Origin of the sequence: Pseudomonas lurida (genome assembly GCF_002563895.1) — a bacterium.
In the GTDB taxonomy this organism is placed as follows: Bacteria; Pseudomonadota; Gammaproteobacteria; order Pseudomonadales; family Pseudomonadaceae; genus Aquipseudomonas; species Aquipseudomonas lurida.
In genome coordinates, this window is record NZ_PDJB01000001.1 from 744,323 (window position 1) to 768,419 (window position 24,097).

Genomic DNA, 24,097 nt, shown 5'->3' on the forward strand with positions numbered 1-24,097 from the left:
CGCCACCTTCGCGAGCAAGCCCGCTCCTACAGGGGATTTGTGGTGTCTTGGGGTTAGTGGACGACCCAGCTGAGGAGCCATAGGCCCAGCAGCAACCAGATGATGCCCATGATGATCGACGCGCGCATGAAGGCGCGCACGGCCGAGTACAGCAGCATCAGGCCGATGATCAAGGTGATGATGCTGATGATCGAAGTGTCCATGCCCAAGGTGCGGGACAGGCCGTCGATGAAGTTGCCACCGGCGTTGGTCAGGGCACCGAACAAGCCGCTGAGACCATCGACGATAAAGCGGATGACGGAACCGAGCGCCTGGCCCAACCATTCGAAAAAGCTTTCTACCTGCATGTGTGTGTCCTGATGAGAAGGTGGGCGGATCTGTGCCTTTGGTTGTTATTGCGACAGGCTAGTTCCCTACAAGCATAGAGGTTTGCCGGTTTGAGTTTGCGATTAATGATGCGTTGCGTAAGTTGCAGGTGTGCGCGGTTCACTGTGGGAGCTGGCTTGCCCGCGATACCGGTGTATCTGTGACCTATCTGCCAACTGACCCACCGCTATCGCCGGCAAGCCGGCTCCTGCAGGGTTTGCGTTGGGGCCTGGGAATCGTGGTGGTGGTTGTTGCGCTGATGTGGCTGGCTGATCGGATTTGGCCGTTGCCCCTGCCCAAGGATGACTTGGCGCGGGTAGTGCTGGCTGAGGATGGTACGCCGTTGTGGCGGTTTGCCGATGCCAATGGGGTGTGGCGTTATCCCGTGCAGACGAGCGAAGTATCACCCTATTACCTGGACGCGCTGCTGACCTATGAGGACCGTTGGTTCTATCAGCATCCCGGCGTAAACCCGCTGGCGCTGGCAAGGGCGACGTGGCAGAACCTCTCGGGCGCACGGGTGGTGTCGGGTGGCAGTACTTTATCGATGCAGGTGGCGCGGTTGTTGGACCCGCATTCGCGGACGTTCCGTGGCAAGTTGCGCCAGTTGTGGCGCACGGCGCAGTTGGAATGGCATCTGTCCAAGGAGGAAATCCTCAACCTCTACCTGAATCGCGCACCCTTTGGCGGTACGTTGCAGGGTGTGGCGGCCGCCAGTTGGGCGTACCTGGGCAAGTCGCCCTCGCAACTCACCCATGCTGAAGCCGCCCTGCTCGCGGTGCTGCCCCAGGCGCCGAGCCGTCTACGCCCCGATCGGCATCCACAGCGCGCCCAGGAAGCCCGCGACAAAGTGCTGCGCCGTCTCGCCGAGTTCCAGGTGTGGCCGCACGCCGCCGTCGATGAAGCCCTGGAAGAGCCGCTGCTGCTTGCCCCGCGCCTGGAACCGAGCCTGGCGCCGTTGCTCGCGCGCCGCCTCAACCGTCCTGACAGCCCACCGCTGATCCGCACCACCCTGGACGCCACCCTGCAACGTCGCCTCGAAGACCTGCTGCTGGGCTGGCGTGCACGCTTGCCCGAGCACACTTCTGCCGCGATCCTGGTGGTAGAGGAAGAAACCATGGCCGTGCGCGCCTACCTTGGCTCGGTGGACATCAATGATGCCAAGCGTTTTGGCCATGTGGACATGATCAGTGCCCTGCGTTCGCCGGGTTCCACCTTGAAACCCTTCCTGTACGGCATGGCCCTGGACGAGGGGCTGATACATTCCGAATCGCTGCTGCAGGACGTGCCCCGGCGTTATGGTGACTACCGGCCGGGCAATTTCTCCATGGGCTTTACCGGTGCCGTGCCGGCGAGTACGGCGCTGTCCAGTTCGCTCAACCTGCCGGCGGTGCAGCTGCTGGAAGCCTATGGGCCGAAACGGTTCGCCGCCGAGATGCGTATGGGGGGCGTGCCTTTGGCTTTGCCCGCATTGGCCGAGCCGAACCTGGCGCTGATCCTGGGCGGCGCAGGCAGTCGCCTCGAAGATTTGGTGAGCGGCTACAGCGCGTTCGCCCGGGACGGCAAGAGTGCCACCCTTCGATTACAGCCGGACGATACGCTCAGAGAACGCCCCTTACTGTCGCCAGGGGCTGCCTGGATTGTGCGGCGTATCCTCAGTGGCCAGGCCCGGCCGGATCGCGATCCGCGTGCGGAGCTGGTGCAACGCCCGGTGTTGGCCTGGAAAACCGGCACCAGCTACGGTTTTCGCGATGCCTGGGCGATTGGCGTAGGCCCCCGTTATTTGATCGGCGTGTGGATCGGCCGCCCGGACGGCACGCCGGTGCCGGGGCAGTTCGGCCTGGCCTCGGCAGCGCCGTTGATGTTGCAGGTGCACGATGTACTGACCAACCGCGACAGCCAGCGCGGCATCAGCGCGCCGGTCAAACCGGTGCCGGCCAACGTCGGCGTGGCGGCGATCTGTTGGCCACTGGGACAGCCCATGAGCCGAAGCGATCCCAATTGCCGTCGCCAGCGCTTCGCCTGGACGCTGGACAACACCACGCCGCCGACCTTGCAGGCCCTGGACCAACCCTTGAGCGTGGGCTTGATGGAAAGCGTGTGGGTCAATGCCAAGGGCCTGCGGGTAGACGCTCACTGCCCTGGCGCCGAGCGCAAGAACATTGCCCTGTGGCCCGCGCCCCTGGAGCCCTGGCTGCCCAGGGCCGAGCGACGTGAAGCGCGCATCCCTGCGGCTGACCCCGATTGCCCGCCACCGGCGCTGGCTGCGTCTTCGCCGCTGTCGATCGTCGGCGTCCGTGAAGGCGACCAACTGCGCCTGCCCGCCGCCAGCCAACAGGCACTGCGGCTGAAAATCTCCGCCCTGGGCGGCAGTGGCCGGCGTTGGTGGTTTCTCAACGGTGCGCCCCTTGGCGACAGCGCCAACCAGGACTTTATCAGCGCCAGTTTCGAACAGCTCGGTCGCTACCAGCTCAGCGTTCTCGACGAGGCAGGCCAAACCGCCAGGCTTGAGTTCAGCGTCGTCGACTGAATCGCCATCGCCGGCAAGCCTCAAGGGCATCCAGAGATTCACTTGCCTTCACGTCTAATCCCCCCGAAGCTATCCACCTTCAGGAGCCCCCGCATGAACCTCGAACACCTCACCGAACGCCTGCACCGCATCCGCGATAACAACGACTGGAAGCAGTTCCACAGCCCGAAAAACCTGGCCATGGCCGCCAGCGTGGAAATGGCCGAGCTGGTGGAAATCTTCCAATGGCTGACCGAAGACCAATCGCGCCAGCTGCCGGCCGACACACTCGCCCATGCCGGGCAGGAAGTCGGCGATATCGTGTTGTACCTGCTGTTGCTGTGCAGCGAGCTGGGCCTGGACATGAACGAGGTGGTGCGCGCCAAACTGGCCGACAGCGAACGGCGGTTTGCCCATGAGTGATCGTCATTTCGACCAGCTCGCCACGCGCTTCGCCGAGAAGATCTATGGGGGCGCCAAAGGTGCTATCCGCCTGGCGGTGCTCCAGGCCGACCTGACCGAAGCCCTGCCAAAACGTCCGTTGCGAGTACTGGATATCGGCGCGGGCCTGGGCCACATGTCGCTGTGGCTGGCCGAGCAAGGCCATGACGTCACCCTGGCCGAACCTGCCGAACCGATGCTCGAGGGCGCGCGTCAACGTTTCGCCGACGCCGGGCAGGCTGCCACCTTCATCCATGCGCCCTGGCAAGACCTGCTCGGCCAGCTCACCGAACCTTACGACTTGGTGCTGTGCCACGCGGTGCTGGAGTGGCTGGCCGAACCCCATGCGATCCTGCCGGTGCTGCACCAGCTCACGGTGCCCGGTGGCTGGTTGTCGTTGGCGTTCTACAACCGCGATGCGCTGATTTACCGCAACCTGCTCAAAGGCCACTTCCGCAAAATGCGCAAGAACGACATGGCCGGTGAAAAGCAAAGCCTCACGCCGCAGCAACCGCTCGACCCTCGTGAGTTGGCGGCGCAACTCGACGGGCTTTGGCAGGTCGAAAGCCAAAGTGGTGTGCGGGTATTCCACGACTATATGCCGGTGGAGTTCCAGGCCCGCGCGGATGTGCAGGACCTTTTGGAGATGGAACTCGCTCACCGTCGTCACCCAAGCTTTGCCGGACTTGGGCGTTATTTGCACTGGATCTGCCGTCCGGTTTAAGCGGCCCAGTCTGCGGAGGTCGAAATGCGTCGTCTCTGTTTGATCCTGTTGTCCCTTGGGCTGGCCGCGTGTTCCAGCCCTAATCCTTATGTGGCGGCCTCGGCACCGATCCCGCCGGCGCCGCCCCAGGCCGCCAACACCTTTGATGCCAGCGCCTACCCGGCGCCCGTGCGCGATTATGGTGCCTACCGCAATTGGGCCTGGCGTAACGGCCAACTACCCGCGGGCACGGCCTGGGCGGATTCGGCGCAGGTTGCCGAAGCCGTCAGCGGCGCCCTCGACCAGCGCGGCCTGCGCCCCCTGCACGACAACCGTCCGGCAGACCTGCTGGTGAGCGCGGACGTGCGCTTGGAGAAGCGTCTCAAGCAAGTGCAGGATGACTATGGCTACGGTTATGGCGGTTATAACCGTTATGGCAATGGCTACGGCATGTACAACTCGGTGCCCATCGTGCGCACCTATGAAGTCCAGGTCGTGGTGGTTCGCGTCAACTTGTTCGATGCGCGCACCGGTCAGCCAGTGTGGAGTGCCAGCGCGGAGACGGGCAGCCAGGGAAGCCTCAGCGAGCGAGGAGATGCCTTGCGCCAGGCGGTGCAAAAGGCAATGACGGCGTATCCTCCCAGTTAACAGCTATTCTCATTTAAAGCGCGGGTCGCTCTCTGGAGAAAAACCATGTTTCGTCGTATCGCTACACTCGCCTTTGTCGTGCTGCTGGGCGGTTGCCAGACCAGCCAGGTGAACCACGATTTTGATGCCAGCCGGGATTTCGGCGCCTATCGGAATTGGGCCTGGAAAGACCCGGCGCTGCAGTATCGCCCCGATGATCCGCGCATCAAGAGCGACCTCACCGAACAGCGCATTCGCCAGGCCGTGACTGAACAACTCGACCAGCGCGGCCTGCGCCCGGCGGCTCCCGGCACCAAGGCTGACCTGAATGTTCAGGCCTACCTGATCGTCGAAGAACGCCAGCAACAAGTCACTACCAACTACGGTGGCGCCTGGGGCGGGCCGTGGAATGGCTACTGGGGCGCGCCGATGTACAACGAAACGCGCAACATCACCTACAAAGTCGCGACCATCCAGATTGACCTGCTCGACGGCAAGGACGGCAAACTCGTGTGGCGCGGCAGCGACGAGCAAATGATGGCCACCTCGCCCAACCCCCAGGATCGTGACAAAGCCATCCGCACCACCGTCACCCGCGTCCTCTCCAGTTACCCGCCACACTGACCCCTGTGGGAGCTGGCTTGCCTGCGAAAGCATCACCTCGGTATTACCGACCCACCAAGGTAATCGTCTCGCAGGCAAGCCAGTTCCCCCATTGATTTGTGGCGACTGGCCAGCCCTTGTCTACACTCCAAGCAACTACGGAGAGTAAGCGCTAAGGAGTGCCAGATGTCTCCCGGACTTCCTTCCAGGCAGCGTGGTGCGATTGGCTTGATGGCAGCAGGCACCCTGGCGGTGGCCTTGGTGTTCATGTTGCTTGCAGTGGACAGCGGTCGCCTGTACCTGGAAAAGCGTAAGTTGCAGTCCATAGCCGACACCGCGGCCCTTGAGGCGGCCAGCCGTGGCGGCCTGTGCACCCCTACCACCTCGGCCAACGACTACGCCAAGGAAAACGCCGCGCGCAATGGCTTCACCGTGGTCGCCGGCGACAACAGCCGGGGCCTGGCTGTGACCTGCGGCTCACTGGTGACCAATGCCAGCAATGTTCGCGTATTCACCCCTGACGCCAGCAAAAACGATGCAGTCCGGGTGGTGGCCACCCGCAGCGTGATGACCAGCATCGCCAGTGGCATTTGGAATATGTTCAGTGGCGCGCCCATGGCGACAGAAACACTCCTGAGTGCAACCGCTGTGGCAGCCTATGCGCCACCGGTCGCGCAGCTGACGATTCGCAGTAGCCTTGCCACGGTCGACTCCACAAAGTCTCCCCTGCTCAACGCCACCATTGGCGGTTTATTGGGCGGCAGTCTTTCGCTCACTGCGGCGGGGTGGAATGGGTTGATCCAAACCAACTTGAACCTGCTCAGCTACCTTGATCAATTGGCGATTCAATTAAGCGTCAAGGCGGGCGACTACGACGCATTGCTCAACACTGCCGTGTCCGCGACCCAGTTGATCGACGCCGCGGTGAAAGTGTTGCAAAAGAACGGCGCGGTGGCCACGGCGATCATCAACGATGTGATTTCATTGAAAGCCATTGCGCCCAATACCCAGCTTTTGAAGGTTGGGGATCTACTCAAGGTCGTGACTGGAACCCCGGCGGCGGCCTTGAATACCAACGTGCAGCTGTTTCAGCTGCTTGAGGCCGTCGCACAGGTGTCCAGCAGCAAGAGTGCGGTGAGTGCAGCGGTCCAGTTGAATATTCCACTGATTGGCAATGTTTCGATTCAAACCAAGGTGATCGAGCCGCCGCAGATGTCTGCCATAGGCAATCCAGCGAAGGCGAAGGCGGGATTGTTGAATACCCCGCAGACGGATCAGATTTACGTTCGCACGGCGCAGGTCAGGACGTTGGTTTCCATCGACATGTCCGTGTTGAAACTGGTCTCTGGGCTGGCCTCGACAGTCACCAGTCTTGCCACTCCCGTTGCAGGTGTGGTCAATAATTTGCTGCACTTGAATCTTGCGGGGGTCGTCAGTTCAGTATTGTGTGCGGTCGCGTGCGATTCCACCGATGTCGAGATCGCTAACAAGTTGGATATCCTGATTGAAGCGGGTGGCGCGGAAAGCCGCGTGACCGATTTCAGTTGCGCCAGTAGCACCACCAAGTCGCTCACTGTGCAAGCCACAACCACCGTAGCCACGCTGGCGGTCGGGAGTATCGATGCGACCTCCGCGTTCTCTTCTTCGGCACCGATTGCTGTGCAGCCCATACGCCTGATAGATATCGGCTCCAGGCATTGCCTGCTGGTGGTCCTGTGCGGGCCGCGCACGCCTAACGTGGGCGGCGGGCTGATGTTGAAGGCCCAATCCACCCTCGGTTCTCAAACAGGCACGCTGTTCTATTTACCGGTCGCAGAGATGAATCTGGCACCGACCTACAAGACGCTCCAGCCCGCCGGAGACATTGTTGCGAGCCTGAGCGCGACCCTGAGCGGTCTTCAAGTGACTTATGTACCGCCCAGTGGGTCGGTTTCAAGCGGTGCGCTTGCTGGCGTCGCAGGCCTTTTGACGACGATCACCACGACGCTCGTGGGGGCGATTCAGAATCTGCTGGCGCCGATCCTGGATCCCATCATCAACACCTTGTTAAAGGCCCTGGGCATCAGCCTCGGCAACGCTGAAGTCGGCGCCAACCTCACCTGTCGCATGGGGTATGCCTACCTGGTGATCTGATCCACCGGCAACTCCACGCAAAACCGCGCACCTTCCTGCCCGTTGACGACGCTCAGGCGTCCGCCCATGTTTTCCACAATCCCATAGCTCACCGACAGCCCCAACCCTGTGCCTACGCCGATGGGCTTGGTCGTAAAGAACGGTTCGAAAATCCGTTCCAGCAACCGGGGGTCAATGCCGCCAGCGTTGTCTTCGACCCAGATCCGCACATGGCGGCTGTCATGCTCGCAATGCACCGCGATCCAAGGGCGAAAGGCCGAATCCTTGTCCCGTTTGCTCAACAGCGCGTCACGCGCATTGACCATCAGGTTGATCAATACCTGCTCAAGTTGGTCGGCATACCCTCTGACTTGCACCGTAAAGTCCGCCGGGGTGATTCGCAGCTCCACGCCCTTGCCGCGCAGGCCTTCGCTCAGCAGCGACAGCGTGCCTTCCACGGCCTGGTAGGGGTCGAAGGGCTGCTGTTCGATTTCCGAGCGGCGGCCGAATACGCGCATGTGGTCCACTACCCGCGCCGCGCGCTGTACCTGGGTGTCGATGCGCTGGAGTTTTTCGGTGAGGTAGTCGATCTGTGCATCGCCGTTGCCCAGGCGCTTGAGCACATTGACGACGGCCATGCGCATCACATTCAGCGGCTGGTTGATTTCGTGGGCCAGGCCGGTGGCCATTTCGCCGAGCGTGGCCATCTTGGCGCTCTGGGTCAGTTGTTGCTGGGAGCGGCGCACTTCAGTGTTGTCGCGGCCCACCGCTTGCACCTCCACCAGCGTGCCGTGTTCGTCGAACACGCCGCGGTCCGACCACACCCACCAGGCATGCTCGCGCCCGGGCAATTGCAGGCTGATTTCGGCGGTGCTGACCGGGAATTCCGGGGTCAGCTGGCCGATGCGTTGCACAAATGCCAGGCGTTGTTCCTGCGACAACCAATGCCCCAGGTTCAATCCTGGCAGTTGCGCGGGCAGGCATTCCAGGTAGTTGGCCAGCGGCGTGTTACCGAAGGTCAGGGTCAGGTCGGGACGATAACGGCAGATCATGGCCGGTGAGTCTTCCACCAGGATGCGGTAGCGTTCTTCGCTCTGCTTGATCTGTTCGGCGGCCAGGGTTGCTTCGGTCACATCGAGCCATAGCCCGACCGCTTCCACCGGCAGGCCGAGGTCATCGCGCAGCAACTTGGCTTCGTCGAGCAGCCAGTGGTAATCGCCCTGCTTGTCCCGCACCCGGTAGCGGCTGCGCACGCTGCCTTCGCGCAGCAGTTGGCGGGTACGCTCGAAGTACAGGTCGCGGTCTTCGGGGTGAACCAATGACGCCAGGCTGTCGTGGCAGCAGTCGTCCAGGGTCCAGCCCAGCAGCGGCACCAGGCTGGCGCTGAAGAATGCCGGGTGCAGCGCACCGCTGGCATAGCGCTGCACGTAGATCACTGCCGGCGAGCTGGCGATCAGGTTATCCAGGCGCGCGTGTGCGGCGGCGGCTTGGAGTTGCTGATTCTTGATGTCGCTGATGTCGAGCATGAAGCCGATACAGCGCCGGCTGTCGCCCACGCCCAGCACTTGGCCCTGCACCCGATACCAGAGGGGGTTGTGCTCGGCGTCGGTGCGTTGCAGGCGCACGTTGGTCAGTAGCGGTCTGCCGAGGGCTTGCAGGTCGTGCAAGCGGCTGTGCAATTCCTCGCGATCGGCAGGGTGGATCCGTTCCAGCCAGAGGTCCAGCGGCTGGCGTACCGCCCCGTCTTCCTGGCCAAGGCTGTGCAGCAACTGCGGGGCCAGCTGGACTTCCTGAGTGGCCGGCAGCAGCTCCCACCAGCCAGTGCCGAGCAGGCCTTGCAGGGCTTCCATGCGCTCCAGGTGTTGGTGGTTGCGTTGTTCGCGCAGGCGGCTGAGCAGCGGCGCGGCGAGGGCGGCGGTGAGGTCCAGCCAGTCGCGTTCGCGGGTGTCTTGCGGGTCGCTGTAGAGGCCGCAAAGTAGCCAGGCGGCGACGCCCTGGCTGTCACGGTAGGGCACCAGCAATCCGTCGGTATTGCCGAAGACGCTGTGCAGGCGCGGGTTGTCGCTGAGCGCTCGGGCCAGGCCAAGCGGCGCGTTGCCATGGGCACTGTCCAGTCGGGTGCCGAGGTGCTGGCCCGTCTGCCACAAGGCCGGGGCGTCGTGTGCAGCGTATTGACCGTAGACCCGCCACCCCAGGTCTTCTTCATCGAGCAACGCCAGGGCGATACAGGGGATTCGCCAGCGCTGCGCCAGGTCGCGCAAATGCTCGCCGGTCACCTCGGCTAATCGGCTCAGGCTGCACACTCGCAGTTGCTCGCTCATCCGGCAGGCGAGTTGATGATTCTGCTCGCGGTGTTCGGCCAGTTGCCTGTCGCCGAGCAAGTCGCTGACGTCCAGCAGGCGCAGGAGCCAGCCGTCACCCTCGGGTTCGACCCAGCCACGCGTGTGCAAGATCCGCCCGGTCGCGCCCTGGAAGTCCAGGTCCAGGTGCTGGTGCTGCCAGTCGGCGGGGTTGCCTTCGATACTCAGGGCACTGCTGGCGCACAGCAGTTCACGCAGCGACGGCCGGTGCTCGCCTACCCCGTGCGGGACAAGCTGCGGATGCAGGGTGCCGCTGATGCTCAACACATGGCCCTGACCATCCAGTTGCAGCTGCAGCCCTGGCGTCGGCGCGGCTGGCATGTCGAGGGCAAGGGTGCTGGTGCGGCCGAGCAGGCGCCCGAAGAGCTTATCCCCCGAGGTCAAAACTGCAGACTCGAACGGGCGATCAGGTTTGCTGGCAGGTTCGGAACCGGACCGATGCCAGGCACCATCAGGGCCGGGAATACCGAATAGATATTGGTGGTGGGATACCTGATCTCCACGGTCAGCAATGTGCCGTTGTAGGTGGCGGTGATGAAGTCGGGGGAGAATTGAAAGCTGGGTGGAATCCAGCTCAATTGGTTGATCACCGTGGTTTTAGCGCGGTCTCGCACCTGGGTGGAATAAGCGGTGCCGGCGGCCACCGGGTCCACCGCCATGGCCTGGCGCACGGCTTCGGCTGCCGCCTGGTTGAACGACTGCATCAGCAGCAATGGCAGGCTATAGCTGATCAACCCATAGAACACCGCAAAAAAGATCCCGAAGACCAGGGCGAATTCGATCGCCGCGGCACCTTTTTGCTTTCTGGGGAGGCCTGTTTTCATGACTGCGTCTACCCTGACGGCTACTACTTGATATCAGCATAGAATCATTCAGCGAAAAGGGATGTTTTTTACGTGATCCATAGCGTGGCAATGCTGCTCTGGCTGGGGCTCTGTGCGGTGCAGGATGGGCGTCAGCGGCAGATCGCCAACAGCTTGACCCTGGGGGCGGCCCTGCTGGCGCTGATCTACCTGCTGTGGGTAGGCACTACCTGGCTGGGAGCACCCGCCAGCGAAGGGGGATGGGCCTTTGCCGTGGCACTGCTGCTGACCTTGCCCGGCTATGCGCTGGGCCGCTTTGGCGCGGGGGACGTCAAGCTGCTGGCTGCCCTGGCCCTGGCCAGTTCGCTGGACGTTTTGTTGTGGTCGCTGATCGGTGCCGCGGTGTTCCAGGGCGCCTGGGTGCTTGTCAGTCAAAGGCTTAGCGTGCGCCGACAACGGTCGGAGACGGGGGTGTCAACAAAGCAGCCTTTTGCGCCGTTTGTATTGACAGGGTTCGCGCTGTACTGGTTTTGGATCCATTAGTCGCAGCAGGTCGCTATCGCTATGTACATAGTCTGAAAGTACGTCTACGTTTATTGGGTAGATCTATAGGATTCTTCGTCAAAAGGGATAGGTCAATCTTTTGGCTTGCCAGGCATGGAGTAGCGCGTGAACAAGCTTACCTCGGCGGTGAAAGTGCTCGTGGTCGACGATCAGCCGTTGATCGTGGAAGAGCTCTGCGAATTTCTTGAAGGCAGTGGTTACCGCTGCGTCCCTTGTGAGTCCAGCCGGCACGCCTTGCAGCGTTTCAGTGAGGACGCCGAGATCGGCCTGGTGCTGTGCGACCTGCATATGCCGGACATGGACGGCATCGAGCTGGTGCAAGCCATGCAGAAAGTGGCTGGCAAGCAACGGGCGTTCGAGGCGATCATGCTGACCGGGCGTGCCGACAAACAGGACGTGATCAAGGCCCTGCGTGCGGGGATCTCGGATTACTACCAGAAGCCGATCAACCTCGATGAATTGCTCGAAGGCCTGCAACGCCAGGAAGCGGCATTGGAGGAGCGGCAAAAAGAGCTGCAACTGGGGCACCTGAACCAGAAGCTGCAGTACCTCTCCGAATCCATCAATGACCTGTACCAGGACCTCGACAAAGTACGTCGCAGCCCGAGTACTGGGTCAGTGGATGAGGGCGAGCTGGCCACCGAAGAAGCCGGTCCGGTGGAAATCCCGACCATCTTCAACCAACTGTCACCCCGCCAGCTGGACGTTGCGCGCTTGGTGGGCAAGGGCCAGACCAACTACCAGATCGCCTGTGAGCTGGGGATCACGGAGAACACGGTCAAGCTGTACGTGTCCCAGGTATTGCGCCTGACGCATATGCATAACCGTACCCAACTGGCACTGGCCTTGTCGCCGAACAACGTCGCGATGCGCCAGCGGATGACGGCGCACTGAAGCACCAGGCACTATTGACTCTTACCGCCGTTGGACGACCCACCGGATTGTGATTCAAAAAACTCCGGAATCGGGTGCTTGTGAGTGTCCAGCCAACGCTGCAAGGCCTGCTCCCGTTCCGCGGGGGTGGTCCTTTGCGGCGTGGGCGAAGCGACACGCCCATCGACCTGCACGGCCAGCCAGTTTTCCGTTTCCGCCTGCTGCGGGGACGACGGGCCGGGTTCGATGGCCAGTGCGCTCAGCGGCAGCAACGCCAGGCCGACAAGGTAATGTGCTTTCATCGATCACTCCTCACTTGATGGTCATCGGCAGGGCATCGCGGACCGCCGCGACTTTGCGAGCCGCCACACGGGTTCCTTTGAGCTTCTTCGCGCGAGCCTGGGCATCGGTGACTTGTTCTGGGCTCAGGCCCAATTGGCTGACCACCTTCGCCGCTTGCCCCCAGTCTTCCTGATAGATCAGCAAGGTCACCAGGTTGACGGCGGCCAAGGGGTCGCTTTGCTTGAGCTCGATGGCGGTCATGAATTCAAAGCGCGCGTCCTCCATGCGCAGTTGGTTGAGGTACACCACGCCCAGGTCATTGCGGATCTTTTCGTCGGTGGGCGCCAGTTGCGCTGCCCGTTGCATATGCGCCACGGCCTCACCGTTGTCGCCCCTGGCCGCCGCCAGTTGCCCCAGGCCGTGCTCGCCTTCGGCGGTCATGCAGGTGCCGAGCAGGCTGCGGTACAACGGCTCGGCCTCGCTGCGCCCGAGCAGGCGATAGTTACGGGCCTTGCGCTGGCGTACCTGGGGCAAGGCCTCGGGCAGGTTTTGCAGGTTGGCCAGGCTGGCGTGCAGCTTGCCTTCGTTGGCGAGGTCATCGGACAGGTTGAGCGCCAACTCCTGTTCCGAACTCGGCTTGGCGCAACTGCCGGGTGTGGTCAACGCCGCCCACGGTGATTGGCCATTGGTGGCGCAGCCGCCGAGCATCAGCAGGGCCATACCGGCGATCAGTGCTTTCATCAATGACTCCTTAAAAGTGACTCAACGCGCGGGCGATGCCGATGAAGGCCGGGCCGCCGAGCACGATCAGCAAAGCAGGGAATAGAAACACCATCATCACCACCGACATTTTGGCCGACATCTTCGAGATGTATTCCTGCAAGCGGGTCAGGCGTCGGTCGTCCAGCAGTTGCTTGAGGGCCAGCAGGGACTTCATCGCGCCGCCGCCTTGGTGGATCAATTGCTGCAGGATGATGCAGGTGTCGGTGAATTCATCCACTTCCAGCAATCGCGCGGTCTTGCCCAGTTCTTCGCTCAACTCCAGCCCGGAATCGACCCGCGCCAGGATCAGGCGCAGTTCATGCGTGAGGTTAGGGAGTAAACGCTGGGCTTCATTGCCCAGCACGCGCAGCGACTGCTCGACCGCCATCCCCGACTCGAACAGGATGCGCAGCAGCGGAATGAACGTTGAGATTTCCTTGGCAATGGCTTGCTGGCGATGTTTGGCGGCAGCGGCCAGCACGCGTTTGGGCAGCAGGTAGCCAATGCCCAAGGCAAACATCGGCGCGATCCATGCGGGGTCCGCGTGAGGAAAAAGTATCTGCTGGCTGAGGAGGGTCAGGCCCAGTAGCACGATGGGCGTACCGATCTGGAAGGCCGCAAACAGTGAGCGTTGACTTGCCTTGCGCCAGCCAACCCGGTTGAGCAGGGTCTGGGACTCGTTGTCCAGGCTGACCGAGCGCTGTGCCAGGGCGCTACTCCCGAGTTGGCGCATGAGCGTGCCGAGTCGGTCGTCGCTGCCCATTCGCCCTTGCAAGCGCTCAGCCACCCTGCGCTCGCGCCGGCGGTTCTCGAGCAACTGGCCCCCCACCATTACCGCAGCGGCAAGCAACAACAGCGCGCAGGCCAGAAGTGCCATTTCAGACACTCCTCAGCATGCGCCACATCACGAAGGTGCCACCCAGGTCCATCGCCAGCGCGCTGAACAGCATGATGCGCCCCGTGCCGTCATTCCACATGGTCATCAAGTAGCTCGGATTGACCAGCATGAAATAGCCCACGATCAGCACCGGCAGCCCACCCAGCACGTAGGCGGTCATGCGTGTTTCGCCAGTCATGGCCTTGAGTTGACGGGCACCCTGTTCGCGCTCGCGAATCATCTTGATCAAATTTTCCAGCAGCTCGCTGGCGTTGCCGCCGTAACGGTGATTGACCTTCAGCCCCAGGGCGAACAGGCGGAATTCATCCTGTTCGTAGAATTCCGCAAAGTCGTTGACTGAGTCCGGCAGGCTGACCCCCATGCGTACGTTGCGCTGCACGCGGGCCATGGCGTCCTTGAGTGGGTTCTCGACACCCTCGACACCTCCCAGAACCGCATCTGCCAAGGTTCTGCCGGACTTGAGGCTGCGTACACTGTGGTCCAGCAGTTGCGGAAGCTGCTCGACCATGCGCTGTACGCGACGTTGGTAACGCCAGCTGATGTACACGCGCAGTACCAGGGGCGGTCCTATGATCATCGTCATCAAGCCCAGCCCGTCGGCGAGTAGCCAGCCGAGCAACGCGCCGATCACCCAGGCGCTTAGCCACAGGCCCAGGCGGTCCGTGGGTTTGCCCAGCCCGGCGCGTTGGAACATGCGCTCCAGGCCCGTCCACGTGGTGTTGGGTTCCTGGGGCTCGGGCTGGCCATCACCGAGCCGCTCCAGCACACGGTCCGTCCGGGCCTTGCGCAGGCCATGATGAAACTGCCAGAACGACAGGCCGATCAGCAGCAGGCAGATGAGCAACAACACCGGTCCGGTCATCAAGCACCCCCTAAGACTGCAACGTCGATTCGCGGCGCAGCTTGTCGCCGGCTGGGTTGAGGGCCTCGCGCAGGAAGCCGAACCCGGTGCGCCGGTCCAGCCGGAAGAGCGTATTGGTGACATACACGTCATCGCGCACGCCGACCACTTCGACCACTTCGCTGACGCAGCGCCGGCCATCGGGCATTCGCGTCAACTGGATAATCACGTCCAGTGCGGCGCAGATCATCTGGCGCAGGGTTTTCTCCGCGACCACGCGGCCGGTCAGGCCCACCAGGGTTTCCAGGCGCAGCAAGGCATCCTGGGCATTGTTGGCGTGCACGGTGCTCATGGAACCGTCGTGGCCGGTGTTCATTGCCGTCATCACGTCGAGCACTTCCACGCCACGGATCTCCCCGAGGATGATGCGGTCCGGGCGCATCCGCAGGGCATTGCGGATCAGGTCGCTGGACCTGACCTCGCCGTGGCCTTCGGCATTCGGCGGGCGGGTTTCCAGGCGCACGACGTGGGGGTGGCCCAGTTGCAGTTCGGCCACATCCTCGATAGTTACCAGGCGCTCGTGCGGGTTGATCAACTGGCTGAGGATATTCAGCAGCGTGGTCTTGCCGGTGCCGGTACCGCCGCTGATCAGGATGTTGCAGCGCTTGCCCACGGCCTCCTGGAAGAATTCGAAAATGCTCTGGTCGATGGTCTGCATGGCCACCAGGTCACTGCTCTTGAGCATGTCCTTGCGAAATTTCCGAATCGACAGGCACGGCCCGTCCAGGGCAATCGGCGGGATAATCGCGTTGACCCGGCTGCCGTCGGGCAGGCGCGCGTCCACCATCGGCGAGGACTCATCCAGGCGTCGGCCCAATGGCGCGAGGATACGTTGCATCACGCGTTCGACATGGTGGTCGTCGATGAAACGCAGGTCGCTCTGGTGCAGCAGGCCGTCACGTTCGATAAATACCCGGTGCGGTCCGTTGACCAGGATCTCGGTCACCGAGGGGTCGCGCAGCAGCACTTCCAGGGGACCGAAGCCGGTGAGTTCGTCGACGATCTCTTCGGCCAGGCGCTCCATCTCGTAGCGGGAGATCGCCAAGCGCATGCGCGTGATGTATTCCGAGACCTTGTCGATGACAAACTGGGCCAGGGATTGGCGCGTGCCTTCGAGCAGGTTTTTACCCGACTCCTCGATGGCGTCGATGATGTAGCGGTGCAGCACCAGTTTCAGGCCGTCGTGATCGCTGTTGCCACTGGCACTGCGCGCCGGGCCGCCAAACAGTTTTTCGCCGCTCATCGTCCCGACCCCAGGAAGCGCTCAAACCAGCGCATGGAGGGTTTTGCAAGGCCCTCGGAGCGTTTTGCCAGGCGTTCGCCCAGGGTACGCACGGCTTGGGTCAAGGGTTCTCGTGGGGCCAGGGCAAACAGGGTCTGGCCCTGGTTTTTTACATTCAGGCGCAACTCGGCGCTCAGGGGCAGTACGGCGATGCATTCGAGGCCGAAGCTTTTTTCCAGGGCCTCGGTGTCGGGTGCACAGGCCTTGATGTAGCGGTCCACCACCAGCTTGGCGTGATCGAGCTTCATGCCTTTTTCACGCCAGCGGTTGATGACCGCCAGGTTGCGGCGGCAGTCCAGCACGCTCTGGTCGGTGCACCACAGCAGCTTGTCGCAGTGGCTGACAAAGGTGCGCAGTGCTTCGCTGTCCGGCTGCCCGGTAATATTCACGACGATGTGCTGGAAGTGTTGGCGCAGGGCACTGAGCAACATGAACAACTCGGCAGCGCTGGTGAGCTTGAGCGGTTCGTCGCCGGTGGCGTACGCCAGGATGCGCAGGCCATCCAGGGCGGTGGTGAAGGCACTGTTGATCAAGGTCGTGTCGAGGCGGCGCAAATGCCGCAAGGCATCACCGAAATTGAACGTGCTTTCCAGGCCCAGCAGCGCCAGGCTGTCGCTGCGCGGCAGGCCCAGGTCGAGGAGCAGTGTCTGCTGGCCGCTCCGCTGTACCACCAGCGCCAGGTGGGTAGCCAGCATCGCCCCATCCGCGTTGCTCTGGGTACCAAACAAGACGGTCAGGCCACCCAGCTGGGCATTGGGCGTGACCGTCGGCAGGCGCTTGCTCAGGCGCCGCACCAGCCCTGCCACTTCACTGGAGCGCGAGCCGTAGGCAACGAAGTCGCGGGCACCGGCACGCATGGCGTTCAGGACAAGCTGGTTGTCCATGCCATCGCCGAGAGCCACCACCGCGAGCATCGGCTTGGCTTCCAGGGCGCCTTCGATCAGCGCGCTCTGGGCCACCACGTTTTCCCGGTCCAGGCCGACAAACACCAGGTTGGCAAAGGTCACGTCGACCAGTGCCAGCAGTTCGTCCAGGCTGCCGGTGCCGGCGCTCACGACTTGGCCCAGGGGCGCGAGTGCACCCTGCAGCCACTCCAGGTCAGTGGTGTTGCGGGTGATGGCGAGGAAGGTCTGGCTCAGGCTATCGCTCATTGGGAAAGTCCACTGCGACGGTCAAAGTTGCCGTTTTCCAGGAAGAACAGGCGGTACCAGTTCGGGTCGTAGTTGCGCAGTTTTTCGCCGGGCAAGGAGGGCAGTTGGGCGTTGGCGGCCAACGGCTGCACCAGGTGCGGCGTAACGATCATCAACAGTTCTTTTTCCTCGCGGCTGATAGTGGAGTCGCGGAAAAACGCGCCGAGGATCGGGATGTCGCCCAGCCCGGGAAACTTGCTGATGGTGGAGCGGTTGTTGGTGCTGATCAGGCCGCTGATCACGAAGCTTTCGCCATCGGCCAGGGACACGCTGGTGTCGGTGCGGCGTACGGTCAGCGCCGGCACTTGAATGCCTTGGATCTGCACGGCGTTGCTGTAGTCCAACTCGCTGACTTCCGGCGCCACCTTGAGGGTGATGCGGTTACGGTCGATCACCGTGGGGGTCAGGGTCAGGCGGATGCCGAACTCCTTGTACTCGATGGAGATGGTATCGCTGCCGGCGCTGGGCACCGGCACCGGCACCTCGCCGCCGGCCAGGAAGGAGGCACTCTGGCCGCTCATCGCCACCAGGCTCGGGCGTGCCAGGGTGTAGGCGAAGCCACTGCGCTCCAGGGCGTTGATCATGGCCGAGACCCGCCCGCCGCCAAAACCGATATTGAAGTTGCTGCTGCTGATCTGCAGCGCCTGGGTGGTGGGCGTGGGGAACAGCAAATTAGGGCTGCCGAAAAAGGCGTTCTTGGCGGTACCGAGAATCGTGGTGCTGGCTTCCTTGAGCTTGGTGCGGCTGACTTCCACAAAACGGATATCGGTCTGCACCTGGCTGGGCAGCAGTGGATCTTCCGACGGCGACAGCGACAGGCTGGTCAGTGCCGAGGTGGCCTTGCCCTTGACGAACACCATGCTCTGGCGCGGCGCGCTGGCGCAGGCGGTCCAGACCATCAGGCTGGTGGCGCCGGACGCGACACCGGTCAGCAGGAAATTACGGTCGCCGTTGACCCGCACATCGGCGATTTTCGGATCGCCGATGGCCAGGCGCGTGATAGCTACCGGCGATTGCAGCTCCTGTTGCAGGCCTTCTCCCACTTCAACGACGGCGGGCAACTGGCCGAGCGCGCTGCAATTGCCCGGCGCCGCCAGCGCCATGCCGACCGGCAGGCTCGACAGCATCAGGGCCCAGGCCAGTTGCGTGAACAGGGGTGCGTAGCGATGGCTCATTCAAGGCATCCTTGCTCGATCACGGAGTTTGTGGCGCCGATTGGGCGCCGCGAATCACTTCAACACCACGGCGTACACCAGGCTGACCACCCGCTGCGGCGACTCGTTTGGGCGGGCCGGTCAGGGCCAGTTGAGTAAATTGGTAGAGGTCGCGGTTGGCACTTTCCAGTTTGTCCGGCGCATCGCTTTCACCGGCCCAGTAGCGACTGAGCAGTTGCTCTTCGGCGCTGCGTACGGCCAGGCGCAACACACCCGCTTGCGCCGCGAGCATCAGGCGGCTTAATAGAGGCTCCGGCACGGCCAGCACGACGGTGCGTGCGCTCGCCCGACGTTGGGCGGCCTGGGCGCGCTCTTCGGCCGTGGCCGGCGGTGGGACAGCCGGCCGGCCATCGTTGGCCAGGCCCAATTGGTCGCCGACGCTGAGCAGGCGCATGGCGGGCAGCACGATCTGGGCCGATTGCTCGGCATTGCTGGTGTCCTGACGCAGGAACAACAGCACATCCACGTAATCGCCTGGGCTGAGTTGGCCTGCGGCGCCGATCACCTCATCCACGGCCACGGCCAGGGCGCGTTCGTCGGGGCGAATCATGCGGGCGAGCGGGCCGCCGCCGGTGAAGCTTTCTTCGGTGAGCCAGGTGCCGGCACCGAGGGTGCGCAGTGGCGTGCGGCCGATGGCTTGGTCAAGCCGAGTCAGGCTGCCAGCGGGCACGGTGCGCAGTTTTTCCACGGCCAGGTCAGCGGCGGTCAGCGGGATAAGGGCAGGCACGTCGTGCACCAGGACCACTACGGGTTGGCGGGTCTGGTCTTCGACGGTAGCGACGGTATTTTCCACGGAAACGACAGGTGCAGCGGGGGCGGCGACAGGCTCCGGCGCGCGGCTCAAGACCAGCCCCCAGTACCCGGCGATCAGCGCCCCGATCAGCAGCAACCCGGCCAGGACCATGCTGATACGACTGTTCATGACGGCTCTCCCTATCCCGTTGCACTGCGCGCCCGTTTAATCCAAACGGGTTAATCCGCAACCTGGCTGTGATGAACATCTAACGATTTCGCTATTTGAAGGTAGCTCAGCTAGGACGAAATGCCATTACCGTGGGAAAAATTTATCTGAACTAGAGCAGCAGCTGTTTAGCGTGCGGTTTTGTGGCGTCAACGTTGTGACTAATACTTTGTGATTAATCCGTTATTACAGTTGTGAGGGTGGGGTTTGTTGACAATGCTCTAGTAGCAAGCCGCGATCATCTGGTACTAGAGCCGTTCCGGCTTCCGGTAGCGTTTTTTGGAGAAGTCTTATGTTCATTGACCTGATGTTGAAACTGTATGTCCACACTCAACTATTCTTTCAACGCAAAGACGGTGCTTCAGGTATTGAATACGCGATTATCGTGGCGATGGTTGCACTGGTGATCGTGGGCGCTGGTTCTGGGCTTGGAACTAAGATCAAGTCCATTTTTGATAGCGTCGCGACCAAGATGACGACTTGATAGTCTGCTTGTAAATGTGGAAAACCCTCATTGACGTTCTTCAAGACCAGGTACAGCCATGAGCGCCTCATCGCTTTCCCGCCAACAAATTCTTTTGGTGGACGACGAAGAGGACGCCCTGATTGAACTCGCCGAATCCCTCGGGAACGAGGGGTTTGTCTGTTTTACCGCCAACTCCGTCACCTTCGCCCTGCAAGAATTGACACTTCACCCCGACATCGCCCTGGTCATTACTGACCTGCGCATGCCTGAGGAAAGTGGCATCTCTTTGATCAAGCGCCTGCGCGAGCACACCTCACGTTCTCACCTGCCGGTGATTGTGATGTCCGGTCATGCAGAAATGGACGACGTCAGCGACATGCTGCGCCTACAGGTGCTGGATCTGTTCCGTAAGCCGATCTACCTGGTGCGGTTGATCGATACGTTGAACAATCTGTTTCCTCTCCCTAAAGCCAGGCCCTAGGCGTCAGGCTTGTCGAATCGTCCTTGCGGCGATGGCGTCGATAAAATCGCCATCGCCGGGAAGCCGGCTCCTGCCGAAGGTTACAGCTGATAACTGAAACTCAACGAATACCGCGGCCGTCGATCGAAGCTGTCCAGCGCCACGTCCGACATCGGCTTGGCGACTTCCAGCGCGATGTTGTAGTACTTGGCGTCGCCGAAGCGCAGCCCCAGCGCTGCCGATGACATGTCGTTACCCTTGACTGGCAAGTCGTTGAACCAGGTCTTGGCGCGGTCGAACACCACATAGGGTTGCAGGATCCTTACCCAATCACCGGCGCGGTTGTAGCTGTAGTTGACCTCGTAGGCCACGCCCCAGCCCTTGTCGCCCGTGCCTTGGTCATCGGGATAGCCGCGGCCGAAACTTTGCCCGCCGAAGGTAGCGCGTTCGCTGTCAGGCAGGTCGTCGTTGCTCCAGTAGAGCGCGCCAGACAGCACGCCTTGCCAGTTATCGAACAGCTTGTTGCTCTGCACGCCAGACAAGCGCAGGCGGAAGAAGTCGAGGTCGGGTTTGAGGCCACCGAAATCCGTATGGGTCTTGGCGCCCATGCCATTGATGCCTTGGTACACACCGCCGCTGATGATGCGTAGTTGGGTGGTGTCAGCCTTGCGCCAGTCCCCTTCGAAGGCCAGGGCGCGCAGGTTGGTTTCCAGTTCAAACCGTTGGGGGAAACCCTCCAGTTTGTAACGGTTGGTCTGGTCGACGGCGTAGAGGCGCGTACCCAGGCTGAGCGACTCGCTGGGCGAGGCGATGAAGGGGTGGCTGATGCCAATGGAGTAACGGTCGATCTGCTGGTGCGGCTTGAGTTCCAGGCCGTCGCCCAATTGCAGGCTGGTGCTTGGATCGGCGCGGTAGCGTTCCCCCGAGAGTGCAAGCTGGGTGCCCTCGGCGTTGATGAACTGGCTATAGGCCGCGCGGTAGTAGTGCTCTTTGTCTTCGCCAGGCGGAAACAGGCCGCTGACGCTCAGTTGTTCACCCATGGATGTCCATGAATTGCTGGTGCCAGTCAACAATGCCTGGGTACCGCCACGGCTGGCCTCGTTGAGGCTCATGCTGGTGGTGAAGGGCTTGCGGCTGGCACTGATTTGCATGTGGGTGCCGCCATCGGTGGTGCTTGGCGGTGGCACCTGGGCCTGCAAAGTCACGCCTGGAATGGCACTCATCAGTGTGGTGTAGCGCTCGAAGGTCTTGCGTGTGAGCGGGCGCTCGGCCTTGAGTTTTTCCGCCAGTTTGTCGACGTAGGACGAGACCGCGCCGATGTCGCCTTGCAGTTGGTAATCACGGATGTAGCCTTCTACCAACACCACTTGCACCAGGCCGTCCTCGAAACGTTGTTCCGGCAGGAAAGCGTAGGACAGCAGGTAGCCGTCTTCCTGGTAGCGTCGGGTGATGCTGCGTGTGGCTTCGATCAGTTGCGCCAGGTTGGTTTCATGGCCAATCAGCGGCTCGAATACCTGGGCGACCTCCTTGAGCGGGTAGACCGTGCCGCCGTCGATCTGCAGTTTGCGGATGGTCACTTTGGTGTCCATCAGCAACGGCTGCCCGGCGGTGGGCGCCGGCGTCGGCACCTGGGTTGGCGTGGCAGCCGGCCGATAGGCGTCGGCGGGCAGGTTGGGCACGGGCAGGTTGCGGATGGTGTCGTTGCTATTGAGGAAGCTGGGTAGGGTATCGGCGTGGGCGTAAGCACTGAGGGTGAGCATTAACATCGGCGTCAAGGCGCGCATAGGACACTCCATGGTCATAACTGCAGCAGCATTCGCAGATTCCCGCCGGGCTCTGGGGGCGCGGTTCGGGTGTTTTCAGGGATCGATCATTGATCCATAAAAAAGACGAGAGACTTAATGGGGTCTCTCGTCTCAACCAAGCGTAGGCGCTGTAGGTGAGGCCGTCTAATCGGCCAGGTGCAATTCTATTTTTTGCCGCCCAGGCCACCCAACAGCCCGCCCAGAAGACCACCATTTGCGCTGCCGCTCGCCCCCGCAGAAGCCCCGGCGCCTGCACCGACACCCAGGTTCAGGCCTCCACCGAGCAAGCCGCCACCGGTGTTGGTGCCGCCGGTGACCAGGCCACCGATCGACGCCACCGTGCCGCCCACTGCACTCACGGTACCGCCCAGGGCGTTGGTGACCGGGTTGGCGTTGGTGCCGCTGATTTTGCCGCCCAGGTTGCTGACGGCGCTGCCGACATTGGTTACCAGGCCATTGACCGGAGCACCCAGGCCGGTGGCGCCGCCGATGTTTTGAGTCAGGCTCTGTACGCCGCTGGTAACGGGGTTGAGTGCGTTGCCGATAGGGCCGGTCAACCCTGCAACGGGAACGCTTGTCTGGGTGCTTGGCGTGCCGCCTCCGAGTGCGGCCACGGTGGTGCCCGCTTTGACACCGGTCACCCCAGCTGCGCTGACCACGCCGTTGGTGCTGCCTGCATCCAGGCCGCTGCCAGCACCGGCGATCACGCCACCAATGAGTTCGGCCAGGTTCAGACTGCCGCTGCTACCGCCTGTACCACCGCCGTTGCCGCCACCACTGTTATCCGCATCCGGGTCGACGTAGCCACTGGCCTTGCCGGCCGCAGTGCCCACACCATTGAGCACATTGCCCAACGCGCCGGTCACAGGGTTGCCGGTGCCGCCGGTGTCGGCCACTTTATCGCCCAGGCCGTCGACGGTATCGCCGACTTTTTTCAGCAAGCCGCCTACCGGTGAGTCCAGGCCTGTCGCGGTGCCGACTTTACCGGTGGTTTTTTCCACCAGGGATACCACAGGCACCAGGACTTTTGCGCCGACGGTATTAGTGACCGAACCCAGCGGACCGGTGGTGCTGGCAGTGCTCAGGGTGTCGCCCAGCATGGTCACGGCATTGCCGACCTTGCCGACGGTATTGCCCACCAGCGGTGCAGCGCCGCTGACCACAGGCACTTTGCCCAACAGGGTGGCGACGTTAGTACCGGTAACGGTCACGCCGTCGCCCAGGTCAGAAACCCCGTTGGCCACGCCAGCGACGGTTTTGCCCAAGGCATTGCTGTCGGTACCCAGCGTACCCAGGCCATCTGACAGACCGGTGCCGATGCTGCCGACCGCGTTGCCGGTGGCGGTCACCAGGCCGCCAGCGGTTGCGCCAACAATCGGCAGGCTGCCGAGGGTGGTGCCCAGGCTCCTGACGGTGCCGCCGAGGCCTGTCACGGTATCGCCAACGGTGTCGACCACGGTCGCGGTGACCAGTGGCGTTGCAGTTCCCCCTGGGGTGCCAGGGTCGGTACCGCCACCGCCCGTGCCGCCGCCACCAGCGCCAGCGCTTGAGGAAGAACCACCACTCTTATGCCCACCACCACCGCTGCTGCAGCCGCCGAGTGCCAATGCTACTGCCAGGGCCAGCGCGGTACTTGCTTTCCAAAACACGACGTGAGTTTTCATGATTGAGTTCCCTGCACCTGTACAACCTTAGTTGTCTTCAAACGCTCACTATTTCTAGGGATAGCGATACGTTTGTCCGTGTGGCTATAACAGCCCCGGCGGTGCGTTCTCTCAATGCTCAACTTGGTATTAACGATTTATATATCGTGCGGATGTACCGTTTAAGTAACTAATACCAAGGGTGTAGTGTGAGGATGTATCAAGATGTATATCTGTTTAAAATCAAATAGTTGAATAAAAGAGCGGACGTT

23 protein-coding genes are annotated in these 24,097 nt (G+C 62.2%); 10 read left to right on the forward strand and 13 right to left on the reverse strand.

Going from position 1 to position 24,097, the window contains the following annotated elements; all coding sequences use genetic code 11:
* Window positions 1-53: 53 nt before the first annotated feature.
* The gene (locus ATH90_RS03240; RefSeq protein ID WP_029297627.1) at window positions 54-347 is read right to left on the reverse strand and encodes a hypothetical protein; all 294 of its coding nucleotides are present in this window, start codon (window positions 345-347) and stop codon (window positions 54-56) included.
* A gap of 236 nt (window positions 348-583) precedes the next feature.
* On the opposite strand from ATH90_RS03240, the gene pbpC reads away from it, so the two are divergent.
* The 6 genes from pbpC (at window position 584) to ATH90_RS03270 (ending at window position 7,382) form a co-directional block, all read left to right on the forward strand.
* Window positions 584-2,896: a peptidoglycan glycosyltransferase PbpC gene (pbpC, locus tag ATH90_RS03245; protein WP_098465693.1), complete on the forward strand. Its 2,313-nt coding sequence runs from the start codon at window positions 584-586 to the stop codon at window positions 2,894-2,896.
* A gap of 93 nt (window positions 2,897-2,989) precedes the next feature.
* Window positions 2,990-3,298, forward strand: coding sequence for a MazG-like family protein (locus ATH90_RS03250; RefSeq protein ID WP_016977009.1), 309 nt, complete (start codon window positions 2,990-2,992; stop codon window positions 3,296-3,298).
* Window positions 3,291-4,040 (forward strand): methyltransferase, encoded by a 750-nt coding sequence (locus ATH90_RS03255; RefSeq protein WP_069021445.1) that lies wholly within the window; start codon window positions 3,291-3,293, stop codon window positions 4,038-4,040. The genes ATH90_RS03250 and ATH90_RS03255 overlap by 8 nt, the downstream gene beginning before the upstream one ends.
* Window positions 4,041-4,064: 24 nt before the next feature.
* Complete coding sequence (locus ATH90_RS03260) at window positions 4,065-4,667, forward strand: DUF4136 domain-containing protein (protein WP_069021443.1); 603 nt, start codon at window positions 4,065-4,067, stop codon at window positions 4,665-4,667.
* 45 nt (window positions 4,668-4,712) lie between these two features.
* Window positions 4,713-5,270, forward strand: coding sequence for a DUF4136 domain-containing protein (locus ATH90_RS03265; protein ID WP_069021441.1), 558 nt, complete (start codon window positions 4,713-4,715; stop codon window positions 5,268-5,270).
* Between the two features lie 165 nt (window positions 5,271-5,435).
* Window positions 5,436-7,382: a pilus assembly protein TadG-related protein gene (locus ATH90_RS03270; protein WP_098465694.1), complete on the forward strand. Its 1,947-nt coding sequence runs from the start codon at window positions 5,436-5,438 to the stop codon at window positions 7,380-7,382.
* On the opposite strand, the gene ATH90_RS03275 is transcribed toward ATH90_RS03270, so the two are convergent.
* A complete protein-coding gene (locus ATH90_RS03275; RefSeq protein WP_098465695.1) occupies window positions 7,367-10,105 on the reverse strand; it encodes a PAS domain-containing sensor histidine kinase in 2,739 nt (912 codons plus the stop codon). The two genes, ATH90_RS03270 and ATH90_RS03275, sit on opposite strands and share 16 nt — an antisense overlap.
* Entirely contained in the window at window positions 10,102-10,545 is a 444-nt protein-coding gene (locus ATH90_RS03280; RefSeq protein ID WP_098465696.1) for a TadE/TadG family type IV pilus assembly protein, read from the reverse strand. Before ATH90_RS03280 ends, ATH90_RS03275 begins: the two co-directional genes overlap by 4 nt.
* A gap of 72 nt (window positions 10,546-10,617) precedes the next feature.
* Between ATH90_RS03280 and ATH90_RS03285 the strand changes: the two genes are divergently transcribed.
* Window positions 10,618-11,067, forward strand: coding sequence for a prepilin peptidase (locus ATH90_RS03285; protein WP_034103212.1), 450 nt, complete (start codon window positions 10,618-10,620; stop codon window positions 11,065-11,067).
* 126 nt (window positions 11,068-11,193) lie between these two features.
* Window positions 11,194-11,982, forward strand: a complete 789-nt coding sequence (locus tag ATH90_RS03290; RefSeq protein ID WP_098465697.1) for a response regulator transcription factor — start codon at window positions 11,194-11,196, stop codon at window positions 11,980-11,982.
* A gap of 11 nt (window positions 11,983-11,993) precedes the next feature.
* On the opposite strand, the gene ATH90_RS03295 is transcribed toward ATH90_RS03290, so the two are convergent.
* The 8 genes from ATH90_RS03295 to cpaB are packed head-to-tail and all read right to left on the reverse strand — an operon-like array spanning window position 11,994 to window position 19,412.
* Complete coding sequence (locus ATH90_RS03295; protein ID WP_034103208.1) at window positions 11,994-12,263, reverse strand: DUF3613 domain-containing protein; 270 nt, start codon at window positions 12,261-12,263, stop codon at window positions 11,994-11,996.
* Window positions 12,264-12,273: 10 nt separating this feature from the next.
* Window positions 12,274-12,984, reverse strand: a complete 711-nt coding sequence (locus tag ATH90_RS03300) for a tetratricopeptide repeat protein (protein ID WP_034103206.1) — start codon at window positions 12,982-12,984, stop codon at window positions 12,274-12,276.
* A gap of 10 nt (window positions 12,985-12,994) precedes the next feature.
* Window positions 12,995-13,882 carry a type II secretion system F family protein gene (locus ATH90_RS03305; protein ID WP_034103204.1) on the reverse strand — a complete coding sequence of 296 codons (888 nt, stop codon included), beginning with the start codon at window positions 13,880-13,882 and terminating at the stop codon, window positions 12,995-12,997.
* A 1-nt stretch (window position 13,883) separates the two neighbouring features.
* On the reverse strand, window positions 13,884-14,765 hold the full coding sequence (locus ATH90_RS03310; RefSeq protein ID WP_098465698.1) for a type II secretion system F family protein: 882 nt from the start codon (window positions 14,763-14,765) through the stop codon (window positions 13,884-13,886).
* Window positions 14,766-14,775: 10 nt separating this feature from the next.
* Window positions 14,776-16,047: a TadA family conjugal transfer-associated ATPase gene (locus tag ATH90_RS03315; RefSeq protein ID WP_034103202.1), complete on the reverse strand. Its 1,272-nt coding sequence runs from the start codon at window positions 16,045-16,047 to the stop codon at window positions 14,776-14,778.
* Window positions 16,044-17,237, reverse strand: coding sequence for a CpaE/TadZ family protein (locus ATH90_RS03320; RefSeq protein ID WP_034103201.1), 1,194 nt, complete (start codon window positions 17,235-17,237; stop codon window positions 16,044-16,046). The genes ATH90_RS03315 and ATH90_RS03320 overlap by 4 nt, the downstream gene beginning before the upstream one ends.
* Window positions 17,234-18,451 (reverse strand): type II and III secretion system protein family protein, encoded by a 1,218-nt coding sequence (locus tag ATH90_RS03325; protein ID WP_034103200.1) that lies wholly within the window; start codon window positions 18,449-18,451, stop codon window positions 17,234-17,236. Before ATH90_RS03325 ends, ATH90_RS03320 begins: the two co-directional genes overlap by 4 nt.
* Before the next feature lie 19 nt (window positions 18,452-18,470).
* Complete coding sequence (gene cpaB / locus ATH90_RS03330) at window positions 18,471-19,412, reverse strand: Flp pilus assembly protein CpaB (protein WP_034103199.1); 942 nt, start codon at window positions 19,410-19,412, stop codon at window positions 18,471-18,473.
* A gap of 331 nt (window positions 19,413-19,743) precedes the next feature.
* On the opposite strand from cpaB, the gene ATH90_RS03335 reads away from it, so the two are divergent.
* Together ATH90_RS03335 and ATH90_RS03340 are read left to right on the forward strand one after the other, a co-directional pair.
* Window positions 19,744-19,935: a Flp family type IVb pilin gene (locus ATH90_RS03335; RefSeq protein ID WP_034103197.1), complete on the forward strand. Its 192-nt coding sequence runs from the start codon at window positions 19,744-19,746 to the stop codon at window positions 19,933-19,935.
* A gap of 58 nt (window positions 19,936-19,993) precedes the next feature.
* Entirely contained in the window at window positions 19,994-20,398 is a 405-nt protein-coding gene (locus tag ATH90_RS03340; RefSeq protein ID WP_034103195.1) for a response regulator, read from the forward strand.
* Window positions 20,399-20,478: 80 nt separating this feature from the next.
* Here ATH90_RS03340 and ATH90_RS03345 read toward each other — a convergent pair whose 3' ends face one another.
* Both ATH90_RS03345 and ATH90_RS03350 read right to left on the reverse strand, forming a co-directional pair.
* The gene (locus ATH90_RS03345) at window positions 20,479-22,161 is read right to left on the reverse strand and encodes a ShlB/FhaC/HecB family hemolysin secretion/activation protein (protein WP_098465699.1); all 1,683 of its coding nucleotides are present in this window, start codon (window positions 22,159-22,161) and stop codon (window positions 20,479-20,481) included.
* 185 nt (window positions 22,162-22,346) lie between these two features.
* Window positions 22,347-23,846, reverse strand: coding sequence for a collagen-like triple helix repeat-containing protein (locus ATH90_RS03350; RefSeq protein WP_098465700.1), 1,500 nt, complete (start codon window positions 23,844-23,846; stop codon window positions 22,347-22,349).
* Window positions 23,847-24,097: the final 251 nt, after the last annotated feature.

What these genes read in the sequence shown, in the direction of transcription:
- ATH90_RS03300 (WP_034103206.1), bottom strand. Translation starts at nt 12,984, where the DNA reads ATGAAAGCACTGATCGCCGGTATGGCCCTGCTGATGCTCGGCGGCTGC.
- ATH90_RS03270 (WP_098465694.1), top strand. Translation starts at nt 5,436, where the DNA reads ATGTCTCCCGGACTTCCTTCCAGGCAGCGTGGTGCGATTGGCTTGATG.
- ATH90_RS03315 (WP_034103202.1), bottom strand. Translation starts at nt 16,047, where the DNA reads ATGAGCGGCGAAAAACTGTTTGGCGGCCCGGCGCGCAGTGCCAGTGGC.
- ATH90_RS03240 (WP_029297627.1), bottom strand. Translation starts at nt 347, where the DNA reads ATGCAGGTAGAAAGCTTTTTCGAATGGTTGGGCCAGGCGCTCGGTTCC.
- ATH90_RS03265 (WP_069021441.1), top strand. Translation starts at nt 4,713, where the DNA reads ATGTTTCGTCGTATCGCTACACTCGCCTTTGTCGTGCTGCTGGGCGGT.
- ATH90_RS03305 (WP_034103204.1), bottom strand. Translation starts at nt 13,882, where the DNA reads ATGGCACTTCTGGCCTGCGCGCTGTTGTTGCTTGCCGCTGCGGTAATG.
- ATH90_RS03325 (WP_034103200.1), bottom strand. Translation starts at nt 18,451, where the DNA reads ATGAGCCATCGCTACGCACCCCTGTTCACGCAACTGGCCTGGGCCCTG.
- ATH90_RS03350 (WP_098465700.1), bottom strand. Translation starts at nt 23,846, where the DNA reads ATGAAAACTCACGTCGTGTTTTGGAAAGCAAGTACCGCGCTGGCCCTG.
- ATH90_RS03260 (WP_069021443.1), top strand. Translation starts at nt 4,065, where the DNA reads ATGCGTCGTCTCTGTTTGATCCTGTTGTCCCTTGGGCTGGCCGCGTGT.
- ATH90_RS03320 (WP_034103201.1), bottom strand. Translation starts at nt 17,237, where the DNA reads ATGAGCGATAGCCTGAGCCAGACCTTCCTCGCCATCACCCGCAACACC.
- ATH90_RS03250 (WP_016977009.1), top strand. Translation starts at nt 2,990, where the DNA reads ATGAACCTCGAACACCTCACCGAACGCCTGCACCGCATCCGCGATAAC.
- ATH90_RS03295 (WP_034103208.1), bottom strand. Translation starts at nt 12,263, where the DNA reads ATGAAAGCACATTACCTTGTCGGCCTGGCGTTGCTGCCGCTGAGCGCA.
- ATH90_RS03280 (WP_098465696.1), bottom strand. Translation starts at nt 10,545, where the DNA reads ATGAAAACAGGCCTCCCCAGAAAGCAAAAAGGTGCCGCGGCGATCGAA.
- ATH90_RS03310 (WP_098465698.1), bottom strand. Translation starts at nt 14,765, where the DNA reads ATGACCGGACCGGTGTTGTTGCTCATCTGCCTGCTGCTGATCGGCCTG.
- ATH90_RS03345 (WP_098465699.1), bottom strand. Translation starts at nt 22,161, where the DNA reads ATGCGCGCCTTGACGCCGATGTTAATGCTCACCCTCAGTGCTTACGCC.
- ATH90_RS03255 (WP_069021445.1), top strand. Translation starts at nt 3,291, where the DNA reads ATGAGTGATCGTCATTTCGACCAGCTCGCCACGCGCTTCGCCGAGAAG.
- ATH90_RS03340 (WP_034103195.1), top strand. Translation starts at nt 19,994, where the DNA reads ATGAGCGCCTCATCGCTTTCCCGCCAACAAATTCTTTTGGTGGACGAC.
- cpaB (WP_034103199.1), bottom strand. Translation starts at nt 19,412, where the DNA reads ATGAACAGTCGTATCAGCATGGTCCTGGCCGGGTTGCTGCTGATCGGG.
- ATH90_RS03335 (WP_034103197.1), top strand. Translation starts at nt 19,744, where the DNA reads ATGTTCATTGACCTGATGTTGAAACTGTATGTCCACACTCAACTATTC.